This is a genomic window from Pseudomonas sp. microsymbiont 2 (assembly GCF_054788395.1).
The window spans coordinates 4188280-4205646 of record NZ_CM139112.1 but is presented as its reverse complement, the minus strand read 5'-3'; the positions used below and the strand labels follow the sequence as shown (position 1 = coordinate 4205646).

Below are 17367 nucleotides of genomic sequence, written 5' to 3'. Positions count from 1 at the left end.
CGGTGCAGGCCTCTTCGCGGGTAAACCCGCGAAGAAGCCTGTGGCGAGTTTCAGGTTTTCAGAGGTTTTGCCGCAAGCGCCGCGCCTGGCGATGCAGATACAGGCTCAACACCAGCCCGCAAGCCGCCGCCGCTGCGGCGAACAGAAACATCGAGGCAAACCCGAACCCCGCCGCCACCGCGCCCACCAGCGGCCCGGTGATGCCCAGCGACAGGTCGATGAACAGCGAATAGGCACCGACCGCCGCGCCGCGATTGGCCGCCGACACTTGGTTTACCGCCTCCACCCCCAGCGCCGGGAACACCAGCGAGAAGCCGAACCCGCTTAGCGCCGCGCCCGCCAGGGCCATTCCGGCATTAGGCGCCAGCCACAGCATCAGCAGTCCGATGGTTTCCACCGACAGGCAGGCGATCGCCACGCGAAAGCCGCCGATGCGGTTGATCAGGTTGCCGAACAGCAGCCGCGCGCAGATGAAGCTGGCGCCGAACAGGCTCAGGGTCAGCGCCGCATTCGGCCAGTCGCGGCTGGCGTAGTACAGCGTGATGAAGGTGGCGATGGTGCCGAAGCCGATCGAGCCCAGGGCCAGCCCGGAGCCGTGTGGGAACACCTTGCCCAGCACCCGCAGGAACGGCAGGCGCACACCGGTGACCACGGGGGCGGCACGCTTGGGCCAGGCCAGCAGCAGGCCGAGCACGCCCAGCAGGATGATGCTCGCGCCCATGCTCCACAGGCCGAGGCTCTTGACCATCAGCACGCCCAGCGGCGCGCCGATGGCCAGGGCGCCGTAGCTGGCGATGCCGTTCCAGGAGATCACCTTGGCGGTATTTTCCGAGCCGACCCGGCCGATCCCCCAGCCGATCGACCCCGAGCCCACCAGGCTTTCGGCGCTGCCCAGCACCAGGCGCCCGACCAGCAGGCAGGCCAGGCTCAGCCAGGGCAGGTGGGTGAGGAAGCTGCAGGCGAGCATGAACACGCCGCTCAGGCCGCAGCCGAGCAGGCCGTACATCACCGCCTTCTTGCTGCCGAGATTGTCGATGATGCGGCTGGCGGTGGGGCGGCTGAGCAGCGTGGCCAGGTACTGCACGCTGATCACCAGGCCCGCGACCACGGCGCTGAAACCGAGGTCGTTGTGCACGTAGCCGGGCAGCACGGCCAGGGGGATGCCGATGTTCAGGTAGCCGATGAAGGTAAACAGGACGATGGAAACGACTTGCAGGGTGACCGCAAGGGGGCGCGGTGAGTCGGGCATGAGGGCCTTCGGCTTAGAAGTTCTGGACGGTGTGAAAACGCGATGACGGGGATATCCCGCAGGTCAGCCGTTTTCACACAGTCGGGAGGGGTGCGCGATTATTCCTGGTCGGCGCTGGATTGATCGTCACCGTCCTGGTCGACGGCGGGCGTCGGCTCGGCGTGGGCGGCAACGGATTGCTCTTCGGGGTTCAGGCTTGGGAAGGGAAGATTCGGGATTTCATGCATCTCGTCGTTCCTCGCAAGTGTGAGTGAAAAGGCGGCGCCAGGGCGCATATGTGGCTTCGAAAAGCTGGGGCAGGATACAGCAGTCTGGATGACAGTTTCAGATTTTTGCCGGACACCGGTCGGTTTTAGCGGGCGGATATCGGACAGGGGCGTGCCAGGAGAGGGCGTGGGAGCGGGCTTGCCCCGCGATAGCACTTATCGCGGGGCAAGCCCGCTCCCACGCAGCGTCGGCCAGATTTCAGCGGCAGACGTCGGCGATGGCCGCCGCCAGTTGCTCCAGGCGCTGTGCATCGGCCCCGGCGATGTTCGCCCTGCCAGTCCCGACCATGTACACGCTGTGTTTTTCGCGCAGCAGGCGTACCTGCTCCGGGTTCAGCCCGGTGTAGGAGAACATCCCGCGTTGCTCGGCAATGTGCGCGAAGCGCTCGGCCAGGCCATGTGGGGCCAGCGCCCGCACCAGGCCTTCGCGCAGTTCGGCGATGCGCTGGCGCATGGCGTTCACTTCCTCGACCCACAGCGCCTTGAGCGCCGGGTCGGCGAGAATCTCGGCGACCACCGCCGCGCCATGATCCGGTGGCGTCGACCACAGGTTGCGCGCGATGAATGCCAGCTGGCTGCGCACATCCTGCAGTTTTTCGGCATCGTGGCTGCACACCAGCAGGGCGCCGGTGCGATCACGGTACAGGCCGAAGTTCTTCGAGCACGAGCTGGTAATCAGCAGTTCCGGCAGCTCGGCGGCGAACAGACGTACCGCCCAGGCATCCTGTTCCAGGCCGTCACCGAAGCCCTGGTAGGCGAAGTCGATCAGCGGCAGCAGGTTGCGTCGCTTGACGATGTCGAGCACCGCGCGCCAGTCGTCCTGGCCCAGGTCGAAACCGGTGGGGTTGTGGCAGCACGCGTGCAGCAGCACTACGTCGCCTTGCGGCGCCTGCTCCAGCGTGGCGAGCAGGCCGGCGACGTCCAGGCGATTGTCCTTGCCCACGTAGGGGTAGTGGGACACCTTGAGCCCGGCGCCAGCGAAGATCGTCTCGTGGATCGGCCAGGTTGGATCGCTCAGCCAGATGCCGCGACCGGGCAGGCAGTGGGCGATGAACTCCGCCGCCAGGCGCAGGGCGCCGGTGCCGCCCGGGGTCTGGGTGGCGCCGGCACGCTGGGCGGCCAGTAGTGGCGAGTCGCCGCCCAGCACCAGTTCGCTGATCAGGCGGCCGAAGGCCGGGTCACCGTGGCCACCGATGTAGCTCTTGGTGGCCTGGCGCTCGACCAGGCGCTGTTCGGCCTGCTTGACTGCCGCAGGAATCGGCGTGAGGCCCTGGGCGTCCTTGAACACGCCGACGCCCAGGTCGAACTTGGCCGGATTGGCGTCGCGTGCGTAGGCGTCCATCAGCCCGAGGATCGGGTCGCCGGGGACCCGTGCGATCGCCGCGAAGTGCATCACTTGCGCCCTTCGGCGGTCTCGGCGACCTTGTCGGTGCGCGCGCACATGATGAAATCGTTGCGGTGCAGGCCCTTGATCGAGTGGCTCCACCAGGTCACGGTGACCTTGCCCCACTCGGTCAGCAGGCCCGGGTGGTGGCCTTCGGCCTCGGCGATCTCGCCGATGGCATTGGTGAAAGCCAGGGCGTGCTTGAAGTTCTTGAACAGGAACACGCGCTCGAGCTCCATGTGGCCGTCACGGACTTCGATGTTCCAGTCCGGGATCTCGCGGATCAGTACCGCCAGTTCTTCGTCGGTGACTTTCGGCGCATCGGCGCGGCAGGCTTCGCAGTGGGCTTGGTTCAAGGCGTTCATGAGTGTTTTCCGGTTTGAGTTGTTATCGACAGGGCAGCTCAGGCGGCTGCCTTGGGTGGAAACTTCGGTGCGTGCAGGCCCAGCTGCATGGCGTTGTGGACCATTGCCATGATGTCTTCGTGGGCCAGGTCGAACAGGCGCTTCATGTTCGGCAGGACGAAATACAGGGGCTGCAGGATATCGATGCGGTACGGCGTGCGCATGGCTTCGATCGGATCGAAAGCCTGGTGCTCGGGCTCGCCGGACAGGCTGTAGACGGTCTCTTTCGGCGACGAGAGGATGCCGCCGCCGTAGATCTTGCGGCCCTGCGAGGTTTCCATCAGGCCAAACTCGATGGTCATCCAGTACAGGCGCGCCAGGTAGACGCGTTGTTCCTTGGTCGCTGCCAGGCCGAGCTTGCCGTAGGTGTGGGTGAATTCGGCGAACCACGGGTTGGTCAGCAGCGGGCAGTGGCCGAAGATCTCGTGGAAGATGTCGGGCTCCTGCAGGTAGTCCAGCTCTTCCGGGGTGCGGATGAAGGTGGCGACCGGGAAGCGCTTGCTGGCCAGCAGTTCGAAGAAAGTCTGGAAGGGGATCAGTGCCGGCACGCGGGCGACTTGCCAGCCGGTGGTGGCGCCCAGGACCTTGTTGATCTCGCCGAGCTGCGGGATGCGGTCATGAGGCAGCTTGAGCTGGTCGATGCCGTCCAGGTATTCCTGGCACGCCCGGCCTTCGATCACTTTCAGCTGGCGGGTGATCAGGGTGTTCCACACCGCGTGCTCTTGCTGCGGGTAGTCGATAAAACCCTGCGCATCGGGCTCGCGTGCCACGTATTGCGTCTGTTTCATGTGGCTCTCCTGGGAGGACGTTCTTGTTATGTTCAGGACATGCCCTAGGAATAACCCCGTCCTTGACGCTTTGCACGGGTGTCCAGCGCTCTTCGTGACATCCGTTTGCAGGGTTTTTGTAACGAAAATTTTACAAAAAAGGCTTGATCCCGGAAAATGGCGCTTATCGGGCTGGCCTTTGGTGTGATTTTGTCAGTTTATCTTTACGACTTTTCCGTGGCCCAACTAAATTTTTGCCTGCTTCGAGAGCTCCCATGCGTATCAAAGTGCATTGCCAGAACCGTATCGGCATCCTGCGAGACATCCTCAACCTGCTGGTGGAGTATGGCATCAACGTGTTGCGGGGCGAGGTAGGAGGAGATCATGGCAATGCCATCTACCTGCACTGCCCGAACCTGATCAACTTGCAGTTCCAGGCGCTGCGGCCGAAGTTCGAGTCCATCGCCGGGGTGTTCGGGGTCAAGCGCGTCGGGCTGATGCCCAGCGAACGTCGGCATATGGAGCTGAACGCGCTGCTGGGGGCGTTGGACTTTCCGGTGCTGTCGATCGACATGGGCGGCAGTATCGTCGCCGCCAACCGTGGCGCGGCGCAGCTGCTCGGGGTGCGTGTGGACGAGGTGCCGGGCATTGCGCTGTCGCGTTATGTCGAGGAGTTCGACCTGCCGGAGTTGATACGCGCCAACAAGTCGCGGATCAACGGCCTGCGCATCAAGGTCAAGGGTGATGTGTTCCTGGCCGATATCGCACCGTTGCAGTCCGAGCATGACGACAGCGAGGCCTTGGCCGGCGCGGTCATCACCTTGCACCGGGCCGACCGCATCGGGGAGCGCATCTATAACGTGCGCAAGCAGGAGCTGCGTGGTTTCGACAGCATCTTCCAGAGCTCGAAAGTGATGGCAGCCGTGGTGCGCGAGGCGCGGCGCATGGCGCCGCTGGATGCGCCGCTGCTGATCGAGGGCGAGACCGGTACTGGCAAGGAATTGCTGGCGCGCGCCTGCCATCTGGCCAGCCCGCGTGGCCAGGCGCCATTGATGGCGCTCAATTGCGCCGGTCTGCCGGAGTCGATGGCCGAGACCGAATTGTTCGGCTATGGCCCGGGCGCGTTCGAGGGGGCGCGGGCCGAGGGCAAGCTCGGGCTGCTGGAACTCACGGCCGGCGGGACGCTGTTTCTCGATGGTGTCGCAGAGATGAGCCCGCGTCTGCAGGTCAAGCTGCTGCGCTTCCTGCAGGACGGCTGCTTCCGCCGGGTCGGCAGCGACGAGGAGGTTTACCTGGATGTGCGGGTGATCTGCGCCACCCAGGTCGATCTGTCCGAGCTGTGTGCCCGTGGCGAGTTCCGCCAGGATCTCTACCATCGCCTCAATGTGCTGTCGCTGCATATCCCGCCGCTGCGCGAATGCATGGATGGCCTGGAGGGGCTGGTGCAGCATTTTCTCGACCAGGCCAGTCGGCAGATAGGCTGCCCGATGCCGCGACTCGCGTCGGCGGCGATGGACAAGCTTGGCCAGTATCACTGGCCGGGCAATGTGCGCCAGTTGGAGAACGTGTTGTTCCAGGCCGTATCGCTGTGCGATGGCGGAGTGGTGAAAGGCGAACATATTCGCCTGCCGGATTATGGCGTGCGCCAGCCGCTGGGTGAGTTCTCACTGGATGGCGATCTTTCGCAGATTGTCGGACGCTTTGAAAGGGCGGTATTGGAAAGTTTGATGAGTGAGTTTCCAAGTAGCCGGGTGTTGGGGAAAAGATTGGGTGTTTCCCATACGACCATTGCCAACAAGTTGCGCGATTATTCGTTGAACAAGTCGGGGGAGTGAGTGTGGCTAGTTACCTTGAAAGTTACACTTATTCCTGTAGGAGCGGCCTTGTGTCGCGCAAGGGCCGCGTAGCGGCCCCGGCGATCTTTGTTCACTACTGAAGTCTGGGGCTGCCACGCAGCCCTTTCGCGACACAAGGCCGCTCCTACAGGGATGGTGCAAGGCTGGCCTCAGCCGTTGGAACAACCGTTCCCCATCACGCGGTATTCGAGAATGTGCTTCTGGCCCTGGGAGTCTTCATAGGTCATGCGCGCCGGCACTACTTCGCAGACGTTCGGCACTTCGCTCATGGAAATGACGCGGGCGATGTCCAGGTGCTGCGAGTAACTGTACTGTTCAACCGGAATCTGCTCGACATCTTTTGCTTCGCTGGCCAATGCCGCGCCGCAAAAACCGCCAAGTACCAATACCAGTAAAGCTTTCATTTTCAATTTACCTGTCTAAGGTCGTGAGGGGGCACGCGGCGCTTATGGCGCCGCGAGTACAGCAAGTTTCAACTATCAGGATGGGGTGCGAATTAACGTTGCCTTCGTGGGGGCTGTTACCAAGTTAATCGCGTTGCCGTTGCTGGCGAGGTGAATTTTATGGGGGTGGCCGGGGCTGAAACAGAGGGGGTTTTGATAAAGTCTTTTGACAGAATCTGTAACAATCCCTTCGCCGGCGTGCGTTTTTTCTTGTCTGCGTGGTCGAAAGCCACGAGCTAGAGCGATTGTGGTGGCGTGGTGGAGTGCCGCTTCGTCGCGTTACTACCAACGTCGAATGGTCTTTGCCGCTCTGGTACAGTTACAAACGGTTCCATATACAAAAACAACTATTACACCGAGGTAACACAGATGAGTGCGGCTCCACTGTATCCCGTTCGTCCCGAGGTTGCGGCCAGTACCCTGACCGACGAGGCCACCTACAAGGCCATGTACCAGCAATCGGTGATCAACCCGGACGGCTTCTGGCGCGAGCAGGCCCAGCGTCTGGACTGGATCAAGCCCTTCACCAAGGTCAAGCAGACCTCGTTCGACGACCACCATGTCGATATCAAGTGGTTCGCCGACGGCACTCTGAACGTTTCCTATAACTGCCTGGACCGCCATCTTGCAGAGCGCGGCGACCAGCTGGCGATCATTTGGGAAGGCGACGACCCTTCCGAACATCGCAACATCACCTACCGCGAGCTTCACGAGCAGGTCTGCAAGTTCGCCAACGCCCTGCGTGGCCAGGACGTGCACCGTGGCGACGTGGTGACCATCTACATGCCGATGATCCCCGAGGCCGTGGTCGCCATGCTGGCCTGTGCCCGCATCGGTGCGATCCACTCGGTGGTGTTCGGCGGCTTCTCGCCGGAGGCGCTGGCCGGTCGCATCATCGACTGCAAGTCGAAAGTGGTGATCACCGCCGACGAGGGGCTGCGCGGTGGCCGTCGCACCCCGCTCAAGGCCAACGTCGACCTGGCCCTGACCAACCCTGAAACCAACAGCGTGCAGAAGATCATCGTGTGCAAGCGCACCGGTGGCGACATCGCCTGGCACCAGCATCGTGATATCTGGTACGAAGACCTGATGAAGGTTGCCTCCAGCCACTGCGCGCCGAAAGAGATGGGCGCCGAGGAGGCGCTGTTCATCCTCTATACCTCCGGTTCCACCGGCAAGCCCAAGGGCGTGCTGCACACCACCGGCGGTTATCTGGTGTATGCCGCGCTGACCCATGAGCGCGTGTTCGACTACCGCCCGGGCGAGGTCTACTGGTGCACCGCCGACGTGGGCTGGGTCACCGGCCACAGCTACATCGTCTATGGCCCGCTGGCCAACGGCGCCACCACGCTGCTGTTCGAAGGCGTGCCGAACTATCCGGACATCACCCGGGTGTCGAAGATCGTCGACAAGCACAAGGTCAACATCCTCTACACCGCGCCGACCGCCATTCGCGCCATGATGGCCGAAGGCGAGGCGGCGGTGGCCGGTGCCGATGGATCGAGCCTGCGCCTGCTGGGCTCGGTGGGCGAGCCGATCAACCCTGAGGCCTGGAACTGGTACTACAAGACCGTCGGCAAGGAGCGTTGCCCGATCGTCGATACCTGGTGGCAGACGGAGACGGGTGGTGTGCTGATCAGCCCGCTGCCGGGCGCCACCGCGCTGAAGCCAGGGTCCGCGACCCGTCCATTCTTCGGCGTGGTGCCGGCGTTGGTGGATAACCTGGGTAACCTTATTGAAGGCGCCGCCGAAGGCAACCTGGTGATCCTCGATTCCTGGCCAGGCCAGTCGCGCTCGCTGTACGGCGACCATGACCGCTTCGTCGACACCTACTTCAAGACCTTCCGTGGCATGTACTTCACCGGTGACGGTGCTCGTCGCGACGAAGATGGCTACTACTGGATCACTGGGCGCGTCGATGATGTGCTCAACGTCTCCGGGCACCGCATGGGTACCGCCGAGATCGAGAGCGCGATGGTGGCGCACCCGAAAGTCGCCGAGGCGGCGGTGGTGGGGGTGCCGCATGACATCAAGGGGCAGGGCATCTATGTCTATGTCACCCTCAATGCCGGTGAGGAGTCGAACGAGCAGCTGCGCCTGGAGCTGAAGAACTGGGTACGCAAGGAAATCGGCCCGATCGCTTCGCCGGACGTGATCCAGTGGGCGCCGGGGCTGCCGAAGACCCGTTCGGGCAAGATCATGCGCCGTATCCTGCGCAAGATCGCCACCGGCGAGTACGATGCGCTGGGTGATATCTCCACCCTGGCCGACCCGGGCGTGGTGCAGCACCTGATCGACACCCACAAGGCGATGAGCCTCGCTACCGCCTGATCATCCGGAGGCACCCGAGGTCATCAGCAGAAACCCCGTCGAGCAATCGGCGGGGTTTTTGCTTGTGGGTACGGGCTGTTACTCCGACATTCATCGGTAACCTCCGCTGTCACCGAATTCGCACAAAAGCGGGGCTTCCAGAAACATTCATGTGCCAATCTGGGGCGATTCTGTGAGCATTTCATGCAGGGTTGCACGCTGCGCTTGCCGGAATACAAGGCTTTGCCAATAATAGGCCCGCTTATTGCTTGAGGTATGGGTTATTTCTCTTTTGCTCTTGCATATCTCGCAGGAGCTGTCAATATCGCCCGCCGCGGTTCCTGGCGCTTCTGTAATTAGTTGTCGCTTTGAAGAAATATCGACTACCGGGCTGTCGTTAAAATGCCACTCACTCGCTCGTGGTCTGCGACCTTGGTCGAAACCTGCGCGGCTCGCGTTGTACCCATTCGCATATCGGGCAGCCGTTACAACTGCCTTGTATTGCCCCGTACCGATGGAGTTACCTGATGAAGAAGCTCGCACTGCTTGGCGCCCTGGCGCTTTCCGTGTTTTCCCTGGTATCGCAGGCCGATGAGAAGCCGTTGAAGATCGGTATCGAGGCCGCCTACCCACCCTTCGCCTTCAAGCAACCCGATGGCAGCCTCGCCGGCTTCGACTACGACATCGGCAACGCCCTGTGCGAAGAGATGAAAGCCAAGTGCACCTGGGTCGAGCAGGAATTCGATGGCCTGATCCCGGCGCTGAAGGTGCGCAAGATCGACGCGATCCTGTCGTCCATGTCGATCACTGAAGACCGCAAGAAATCGGTCGACTTCACCAAGCGCTACTACCTGACCCCAGCGCGCCTGGTGATGAAGGACGGCACCGTCGTCAGCGAGAGCCTGGACGAACTCAAGGGCAAGAAGATCGGCGTGCAGCGCGGCTCGATCCACGATCGCTTCGCCAAGGAAGTCTTTGCCCCGAAAGGCGCTACCGTCGTGCCGTACGGCACCCAGAACGAGATCTACCTGGACGTCGCCGCTGGCCGCTTGGACGGTACCGTGGCCGATGCCACCCTGCTCGAAGATGGTTTCCTGAAGACTGACGCTGGCAAGGGCTTCGCGTTCGTCGGTCCATCGTTCACTGACGTGAAGTACTTCGGTGATGGCGTCGGTATCGCCGTGCGCAAGGGCGACAAGGCCAATGCCGAGCGCATCAACGCGGCCATCGACGCGATTCGCGCCAATGGTAAATACAAAGAGATCGAGAAGAAGTACTTCAACTTCGACATCTACGGTCCAGACTCGAAGTAAGCCATCGAGTTTCACCTGTGCAATGGTGCAAACAGCAGAATCTCTGAGGTTTGCACCATTTTTCATTCCCAAGCCCTGAGGAATCCGAATCATGTTGAAAGGCTATGGGGCAGTCATCCTCGACGGAGCGTGGCTGACGCTGCAGCTCGCCCTGTCGTCGATGGCCCTGGCCATCGTCCTCGGCCTGATCGGCGTGGCGCTGCGCTTGTCGCCGGTGCGCTGGCTGGCCTGGCTGGGGGACCTGTATTCCACGGTGATCCGCGGTATCCCCGACCTGGTCCTGATCCTGCTGATCTTCTACGGCGGCCAGGACATCATCAACCGGGTAGCGCCGCTGCTCGGCTATGACGACTACATCGACCTGAACCCATTGATCGCCGGCATCGGCACCCTGGGGTTCATCTTCGGCGCCTATCTGTCGGAAACCTTCCGTGGTGCGTTCCTGGGCATTCCCAAGGGGCAGGCCGAGGCGGGCGCCGCCTATGGCATGAGCGGCTTCCAGGTGTTCTTCCGGATCATGGTGCCGCAGATGATCCGCCTGGCGATCCCGGGCTTCACCAACAACTGGCTGGTGCTGACCAAGGCCACCGCGTTGATTTCGGTGGTCGGCCTGCAGGACATGATGTTCAAGGCAAAGCAGGCGGCGGACGCCACCCGCGAACCCTTTACCTTCTTCCTCGCGGTGGCGGCGTTGTACCTGGTGCTGACCAGTGTCTCGCTGCTGGCGCTGAAGTATCTCGAGAAGCGCTACTCGGTGGGCGTCAAGGCGGCTGAACTATGATCTTCGACTACAACGTCATCTGGGAGGCCATGCCGCTGTACCTCGGCGGCTTGCTGACCACCCTCAAGCTGCTGGCGCTGTCGCTGTTCTTCGGCCTGCTGGCGGCTGTGCCGCTGGGCCTGATGCGCGTCTCGAAGCAGCCGCTGGTGAACATGACCGCCTGGCTGTACACCTACGTGATCCGCGGCACGCCGATGCTGGTGCAGCTGTTCCTGATCTACTACGGGCTGGCCCAGTTCGAGGCGGTGCGCGAAAGCATCTTCTGGCCATGGCTGTCCAGCGCGACCTTCTGTGCTTGCCTGGCCTTCGCCATCAACACCAGCGCCTATACTGCCGAGATCATCGCCGGCAGCCTCAAGGCCACGCCCCATGGCGAGATCGAGGCGGCCAAGGCCATCGGCATGTCACGCATGAAGATGTATCGCCGCATCCTGCTGCCATCCGCGCTGCGCCGGGCTCTGCCGCAGTACAGCAACGAAGTGATCATGATGCTGCAGACCACCAGCCTGGCGTCGATCGTCACCCTGATCGACATCACCGGTGCCGCGCGCACGGTCAACGCCCAGTACTACCTGCCTTTCGAGGCCTACATCACGGCGGGCGTGTTCTACCTGTGCCTGACCTTCATCCTCGTGCGCCTGTTCAAGATGGCCGAACGCCGCTGGCTCGGCTACCTGGCGCCGCGCAAGCACTGACCGCTCTGTGAGATCCGACAGCATGTACAAACTCCAAATCCAAGACCTGCACAAGCGCTACGGCAGCCACGAGGTGCTCAAGGGTGTCTCCCTCGAAGCCAAGGCAGGCGACGTGATCAGCATCATCGGCTCCAGCGGCTCGGGCAAATCGACCTTCCTGCGCTGCATCAACCTGCTGGAGCAGCCGCACGCGGGCAAGATCCTGCTCAACAACGAAGAGCTCAAGCTGGTCGCCGGCAAGGATGGCGCGCTCAAGGCGGCCGATCCGAAGCAGCTGCAGCGCATGCGCTCGCGCCTGTCGATGGTGTTCCAGCACTTCAACCTGTGGTCGCACATGACCGCGCTGGAGAACATCATCGAGGCACCGGTGCATGTGCTGGGCGTGAACAAGAAAGAGGCGCTGGAGAAGGCCGAGCATTACCTGGCCAAGGTGGGCGTGGCGCATCGCAAGGACGCTTTCCCTGGGCACATGTCCGGCGGCGAGCAGCAGCGCGTGGCCATCGCCCGCGCCCTGGCGATGGAGCCTGAGGTGATGCTGTTCGACGAGCCGACTTCGGCGCTCGACCCGGAGCTGGTGGGCGATGTGCTCAAGGTGATGCAGTCGCTGGCCCAGGAGGGGCGCACCATGGTCGTGGTCACCCACGAGATGGGCTTCGCCCGTGAAGTCTCCAACCAGTTGGTGTTCCTGCACAAGGGCCTGGTCGAGGAGCGGGGCTGCCCGCGCGAGGTGCTGGCCAATCCGCAATCGGAGCGCCTGCAGCAGTTCCTCTCCGGCAGCCTCAAGTAATCGCTGCACTTTTGCACCAGGATGGGGCATGCTGCGCAACGCATGCAGCCTGCCCCCGGCGCCACAAGCGCTAACCTCCCTTCCCAGGTTTCGGACCACGCCCTATGACCACCCAGCGAATTGGATTTCTCATCTGGCCCGGCACCAAGCCGCTGACTCTGGCGCTGGCGGACGAGGTGTTGCAGGTGGCTCAGCGGGTCCATCCGGATGTGGTCTACGAGCTGACCTACCTGCAGGCCGAGGCCGGGCAGGAGAGTGCCTGGCGCCTGCCGGGCGAGCCGTGGAGCGGTCGCCTGGAAGGGTGTCACAAGCTGTTCCTGCTGGCCGACGAGCCGCCTGCGGCGGTCGGTTCCGCGCTGTCGGCCGCGCTCAAGCAGCTGGCGCGCGGCGGTTGCATGATCGGCGGGTTGTCCGCTGGGGTGTACCCGCTGGCGGCGCTGGGCCTGCTCGATGGCTACCGTGCCGCGGTGCACTGGCGTTGGCAGGACGACTTTGCCGAGCGCTTCCCCAAGGTGATCGCCACCAGCCATCTGTTCGACTGGGATCGTGATCGGCTGACCGCGTGCGGCGGCATGGCGGTGACCGACCTGCTGCTGGCCGTGCTGGCCCGGGATCATGGCGCGGAACTTGCCGGGGCGGTGTCGGAGGAGCTGGTGGTCGAGCGCATTCGCGAGGGTGGCGAGCGCCAGCGCATCCCGCTGCAGAATCGCCTGGGCTCCAGCCATCCCAAGCTCACCCAGGCGGTGCTGCTGATGGAGGCCAATATCGAAGAGCCGCTGACCACCGACGAGATCGCCCAGCATGTGTGTGTTTCGCGTCGTCAGTTGGAGCGGATCTTCAAGCAGTACCTCAATCGCGTGCCCAGCCAGTATTACCTGGAGCTGCGTCTGAACAAGGCGCGGCAGATGCTGATGCAGACCAGCAAGTCGATCATCCAGATCGGCCTGTCCTGCGGGTTCTCCTCCGGGCCGCATTTCTCCAGCGCGTACCGCAACTTCTTTGGCGCCACGCCGCGTGAAGACCGCAATCAGCGGCGCAGCAGCAGCCCGTTCGAGCTGAGTTCGGCGCCGGCCGAGCGGGGCTGAAGACTTTCCTTCCTGCGAAGGCCTTATCGCGGGGCAAGCCCGCTCCCACGGGTTGAATTGCTTGTGGGAGCAACTGTCTTACGCAATTTTTAGAATCTGGCGCGATCCCTGTGGGAGCGGGCTTGCCCGCGAACACGGGCGAAGCCCGTGCCATCCACCACGGTGTTGGCTTCGCGGGCAAACCCGCTTCCACGCTGATCGCGCAGCGTTCTGGATTTACGTTGTACTTTCAGGTTGCGGCAGCACCAGGTCGCGCCATGATGTGCCCGTTCTGAGCATGGCATTTAGCCGTACGATGAAAGTCCTCATGCAGGCCACGATAGCAACCTTGGGAAGCTTCCCCCGCTCGCGCAGTGACTCATAACGCGCCTTGAGTGCTGGGTTGTACTTCATCGCCACAATGCATGCCATGTACAGCGATCGCCTGACCGCAAATCGCCCACCAGAGATAGAACGCTTGCCCACGGACTTCCCGCTGTCGTGGTTGAAGGGCGCGACCCCGACCAGGGAGGCAATTTCTCTGGATTCAACCCGACCTAGCTCCGGCAGCAGCGCTATTAATTTGCCCGCTGTCACCATCCCAATGCCTTTCACTGTGATCAGCTGGGCAACCCGTTCGTCGTTCAGCATCGCGGTTTGCTGTTCGATCTCGCACTCAACCAGTTTGATCTGCGTCTTGAAGTGCTTCAGGTTGGCATTCAGGTAGTTAGCGACTGCAGTCGATTGCACCTGCTTCAGGCGTCGCAGGTCGTCATCTCGTTGTTGAACCAACCGATCACGTTGCTGAAGCAGCTCTCGCAGAAGCGCTCGTTCTGGGCTGACTCGCAGAGAGGGTTGATCTGGAATGACTTCGGCATAGTGCGCCAGAACTTCGGCGTCGATGGCGTCGGTCTTGGCCTTGATGCCCAAAGAGTCAGCGAATGACCTGGCCCGCCTGGGATTGACGCGTATGACCTTGTAGCCAGCGTCCTGTAGAAAACGCATGACATCTCGCTCGTAGCCACCCGTTGCCTCTAGCAGGACGCGCTTGATACTGAGCTTGCGAAGGCTCTTCAGTAGCACCTCAAAGCCTCTCGGATCATTGCTGATATGCAGTTTGATGCCCTGGGGCCGCACCGCAGCATCGAGCGAGATACTGGATACATCGATACCCAAGAAGGAAGCCATCACCAAAACCTCCTAAACTCAACACAGTGAGAGGACTTTGGCTTGGCCCACGCTTGTGATTCGAGATCAGAGCCGCATCCAACTGTTCGGGCTCTCGCCAAAGTGGAACGGTGAATGGCAGCTTGTGCTCCCACGCGTGCTCAAGGCACCTGCGGCATTCAGCTCTTGCCATTCACCGCTCTCACTCCAGATTCTAATCCCACCTCAAGACACAAGCGGGCTTGCCCCGCGATGGGTTTTGTATATGTGAACACCCGTTCACCCAATTCTCGCCGGGCCTCTCCCCGCCACCTCATCCTCCCGTTACACTGCGCGATTGCGACACTGTTTGTCGCATTGCCGAAAACCTCGTGAAAACAGGGTTTGGCGCTGTAACAAGTTGTCGCCTGGCAGCAAGGACAGGCGCCGATCAGTCCTTACAATCCCTTCATCGCTCGCCACTTCCAGGCCAGCGTTCCTCTTCAGGAGACTCAGATGTCCGTTGAGCAAGCCCCGGTGCAACGTGCCGATTTCGACCAGGTGATGGTTCCCAACTATTCCCCGGCGGCCTTCATTCCTGTGCGAGGCGAGGGCTCTCGAGTCTGGGATCAGACCGGTCGCGAGCTGATCGACTTCGCCGGTGGCATCGCCGTCAACGCCCTGGGCCATTGCCACCCGGCACTGGTCAAGGCGCTGACCGAGCAGGCCAACACCCTCTGGCATGTCTCCAACGTGTTCACCAACGAGCCGGCCCTGCGCCTGGCGCACAAGCTGGTGGACGCCACCTTTGCCGAGCGCGCGTTCTTCTGCAACTCGGGCGCCGAATCCAACGAGGCCGCCTTCAAGCTGGCCCGTCGCGTCGCCCATGACCGTTTCGGCCCCGAGAAGCACGAGATCATCGCCACCGTGAACAGCTTCCACGGTCGCACCCTGTTTACCGTCAGTGTCGGCGGCCAGCCCAAGTACTCCGACGGCTTCGGCCCGAAGATCACGGGCATCAGCCATGTGCCGTACAACGACCTGGAAGCGCTCAAGGCACAGATTTCCGACAAGACCTGCGCCGTGGTCATCGAGCCGATCCAGGGCGAGAGCGGCGTGGTCCCGGCCGACAAGGCCTACCTGGAAGGCGCGCGCAAGCTGTGCGACGAGCACAACGCCCTGCTGATCTTCGACGAAGTGCAGACCGGCGTCGGCCGTACCGGTTCGCTGTACGCCTACCAGCACTACGGCGTGACCCCGGACATCCTGACCAGCGCCAAGAGCCTGGGTGGCGGCTTCCCGATCGGCGCCATGCTGACCACCAGCGACATCGCCAAGCACCTGGCCGTCGGCACCCATGGCACCACCTATGGCGGCAACCCGCTGGGCTGCGCCGTCGCCTGCGCCGTGCTGGATGTGATCAACACCCCAGAAACCCTGGCCGGTATCAAGGCCAAGCATGAGCGCTTCAAGACCCGCCTGGAGAAGATCGGCCAGGAGACCGGCCTGTTCACCCTGGTGCGCGGTGTCGGTCTGCTGATCGGCTGCGTGCTGAGCGAGGCCTGGAAAGGCAAGGCCAAGGACATCCTCAACGCCGCCGAGAAGGAAGGCGTGATGGTCCTGCAGGCAGGCCCTGACGTGGTGCGCTTCGCCCCGAGCCTGGTGGTCGAAGACGCCGATATCGATGAAGGCCTGGAGCGCTTCGAGCGCGCCGTGCGCAAACTGACCCAGGGCTGAGCCCTGGGTCCAGTCGCCGGCCCGCAGGCGGGCCGGCGATACCTGATTCCAGTGTGGGCACCTGCTTGCAGGTAGTGGCGCGTGCCCGCCGTTTTTCCGTGCCGATGTGATCGGCGCGCTATCCCGAAAGGAGTGACACCATGCTGGTGATGCGCCCCGCGCAAATGGCGGATCTGAACGAAGTGCAGCGCATGGCTGCCGACAGCCCCATTGGTGTCACCTCGCTGCCGGACGATGCCGGCCGCCTGGGCGACAAGATCGCCGCCTCGGAGACCTCCTTCGCCGCCGAGGTCAGCTTCAATGGCGAGGAGAGCTACTTCTTCGTGCTCGAGGACAGCGCGACCGGCAAGCTGGCGGGCTGCTCGGCCATCGTCGCGTCGGCCGGCTATTCCGAGCCGTTCTACAGCTTTCGCAACGAGACCTTCGTGCACGCTTCGCGCGAGCTGAAGATCCACAACAAGATCCATGTCCTGTCGCTGTGCCACGACTTGACCGGCAACAGCCTGCTGACCAGCTTCTATGTGCTGCCGGAGCTGGTGGGCAGCAGCTGGGCCGAGCTCAATTCCCGCGGTCGCCTGCTGTTCATGGCCGCGCATCCGGAGCGTTTCGCCGACTCGGTGGTGACCGAAATCGTCGGCTACAGCGACGAGCAGGGCGAGTCGCCGTTCTGGGACGCCATCGGCCGCAACTTCTTCGACCTCAACTACGCCGACGCCGAGCGCCTGTGTGGCCTGAAGAGCCGCACCTTCCTCGCCGAGCTGATGCCGCATTACCCGATCTATGTGCCGCTGCTGGCCGACGAGGCGCAGGAAGCCATGGGCCAGGTCCACCCGCGTGCGCAGATCACCTTCGACATCCTCATGCGCGAAGGCTTCGAGACCGAGCACTACATCGACATCTTCGATGGCGGCCCGACCCTGCATGCCCGGACGTCGGGCATCCGCTCCATCGCCCAGAGCCGCGTGGTGCCGGTCAAGCTCGACGACGCGCCGGTCAAGGGCGGGCGCCCCTACCTGGTGTGCAACGGCCAGTTGCAGGACTACCGTGCGGTGCTGCTGGAGCTGGACTGGGTGCCGGGCAAGCCGGTCAGCCTGAACAGCGAAGCCGCCGATGCCCTTGGTGTGGGCGAGGGCGCCAGCGTGCGCCTGGTCGCGGTCTGAGACGC

Annotated in this window: 16 protein-coding genes; 9 read left to right on the top strand and 7 right to left on the bottom strand. The window is 62.8% G+C overall.

Annotated features, from left to right (window positions below):
- Positions 1–58: 58 nt before the first annotated feature.
- The 5 genes from ACYUME_RS18885 to phhA all read right to left on the bottom strand — a co-directional run bounded on the left by ACYUME_RS18885 (position 59) and on the right by phhA (position 4091).
- Positions 59–1249 (bottom strand): MFS transporter, encoded by a 1191-nt coding sequence (locus ACYUME_RS18885; protein ID WP_460416265.1) that lies wholly within the window; start codon positions 1247–1249, stop codon positions 59–61.
- 98 nt (positions 1250–1347) lie between these two features.
- Positions 1348–1476: a hypothetical protein gene (locus tag ACYUME_RS18880; protein ID WP_256582346.1), complete on the bottom strand. Its 129-nt coding sequence runs from the start codon at positions 1474–1476 to the stop codon at positions 1348–1350.
- A gap of 238 nt (positions 1477–1714) precedes the next feature.
- Complete coding sequence (locus ACYUME_RS18875; protein WP_279888658.1) at positions 1715–2911, bottom strand: amino acid aminotransferase; 1197 nt, start codon at positions 2909–2911, stop codon at positions 1715–1717.
- Positions 2908–3264 carry a 4a-hydroxytetrahydrobiopterin dehydratase gene (locus tag ACYUME_RS18870; RefSeq protein ID WP_279888657.1) on the bottom strand — a complete coding sequence of 119 codons (357 nt, stop codon included), beginning with the start codon at positions 3262–3264 and terminating at the stop codon, positions 2908–2910. The genes ACYUME_RS18875 and ACYUME_RS18870 overlap by 4 nt, the downstream gene beginning before the upstream one ends.
- Before the next feature lie 38 nt (positions 3265–3302).
- Positions 3303–4091 carry a phenylalanine 4-monooxygenase gene (gene phhA / locus ACYUME_RS18865; RefSeq protein WP_279888655.1) on the bottom strand — a complete coding sequence of 263 codons (789 nt, stop codon included), beginning with the start codon at positions 4089–4091 and terminating at the stop codon, positions 3303–3305.
- Positions 4092–4345: 254 nt separating this feature from the next.
- Here phhA and ACYUME_RS18860 point away from each other — a divergent pair, with 254 nt between their 5' ends.
- Positions 4346–5905, top strand: a complete 1560-nt coding sequence (locus ACYUME_RS18860) for a sigma-54-dependent transcriptional regulator (RefSeq protein WP_460416263.1) — start codon at positions 4346–4348, stop codon at positions 5903–5905.
- A 170-nt stretch (positions 5906–6075) separates the two neighbouring features.
- Here the strand turns inward: ACYUME_RS18860 and ACYUME_RS18855 are convergent, their stop codons facing one another.
- A complete protein-coding gene (locus tag ACYUME_RS18855; protein WP_279911491.1) occupies positions 6076–6330 on the bottom strand; it encodes a DUF2790 domain-containing protein in 255 nt (84 codons plus the stop codon).
- Between the two features lie 408 nt (positions 6331–6738).
- On the opposite strand from ACYUME_RS18855, the gene acs reads away from it, so the two are divergent.
- From acs to argR, 6 genes are all read left to right on the top strand, one after another.
- Positions 6739–8700: an acetate--CoA ligase gene (acs, locus tag ACYUME_RS18850; RefSeq protein ID WP_279888808.1), complete on the top strand. Its 1962-nt coding sequence runs from the start codon at positions 6739–6741 to the stop codon at positions 8698–8700.
- A 506-nt stretch (positions 8701–9206) separates the two neighbouring features.
- The gene (locus ACYUME_RS18845; RefSeq protein WP_279888810.1) at positions 9207–9992 is read left to right on the top strand and encodes an ABC transporter substrate-binding protein; all 786 of its coding nucleotides are present in this window, start codon (positions 9207–9209) and stop codon (positions 9990–9992) included.
- Between the two features lie 91 nt (positions 9993–10083).
- On the top strand, positions 10084–10773 hold the full coding sequence (locus ACYUME_RS18840; RefSeq protein WP_279888811.1) for an ABC transporter permease: 690 nt from the start codon (positions 10084–10086) through the stop codon (positions 10771–10773).
- Positions 10770–11468 carry an ABC transporter permease gene (locus ACYUME_RS18835; RefSeq protein WP_279804702.1) on the top strand — a complete coding sequence of 233 codons (699 nt, stop codon included), beginning with the start codon at positions 10770–10772 and terminating at the stop codon, positions 11466–11468. The genes ACYUME_RS18840 and ACYUME_RS18835 overlap by 4 nt, the downstream gene beginning before the upstream one ends.
- A gap of 22 nt (positions 11469–11490) precedes the next feature.
- Positions 11491–12255 (top strand): ABC transporter ATP-binding protein, encoded by a 765-nt coding sequence (locus ACYUME_RS18830; RefSeq protein WP_279888813.1) that lies wholly within the window; start codon positions 11491–11493, stop codon positions 12253–12255.
- A gap of 104 nt (positions 12256–12359) precedes the next feature.
- A complete protein-coding gene (gene argR, locus ACYUME_RS18825; RefSeq protein WP_279911490.1) occupies positions 12360–13340 on the top strand; it encodes a GlxA family transcriptional regulator in 981 nt (326 codons plus the stop codon).
- Between the two features lie 216 nt (positions 13341–13556).
- Here argR and ACYUME_RS18820 read toward each other — a convergent pair whose 3' ends face one another.
- The gene (locus ACYUME_RS18820; protein ID WP_460415301.1) at positions 13557–14507 is read right to left on the bottom strand and encodes an IS110 family transposase; all 951 of its coding nucleotides are present in this window, start codon (positions 14505–14507) and stop codon (positions 13557–13559) included.
- Between the two features lie 474 nt (positions 14508–14981).
- Here ACYUME_RS18820 and ACYUME_RS18815 point away from each other — a divergent pair, with 474 nt between their 5' ends.
- Both ACYUME_RS18815 and aruF read left to right on the top strand, forming a co-directional pair.
- Positions 14982–16202: an aspartate aminotransferase family protein gene (locus ACYUME_RS18815; RefSeq protein ID WP_279888270.1), complete on the top strand. Its 1221-nt coding sequence runs from the start codon at positions 14982–14984 to the stop codon at positions 16200–16202.
- 140 nt (positions 16203–16342) lie between these two features.
- Entirely contained in the window at positions 16343–17362 is a 1020-nt protein-coding gene (gene aruF, locus ACYUME_RS18810) for an arginine/ornithine succinyltransferase subunit alpha (protein ID WP_460416261.1), read from the top strand.
- Positions 17363–17367: the final 5 nt, after the last annotated feature.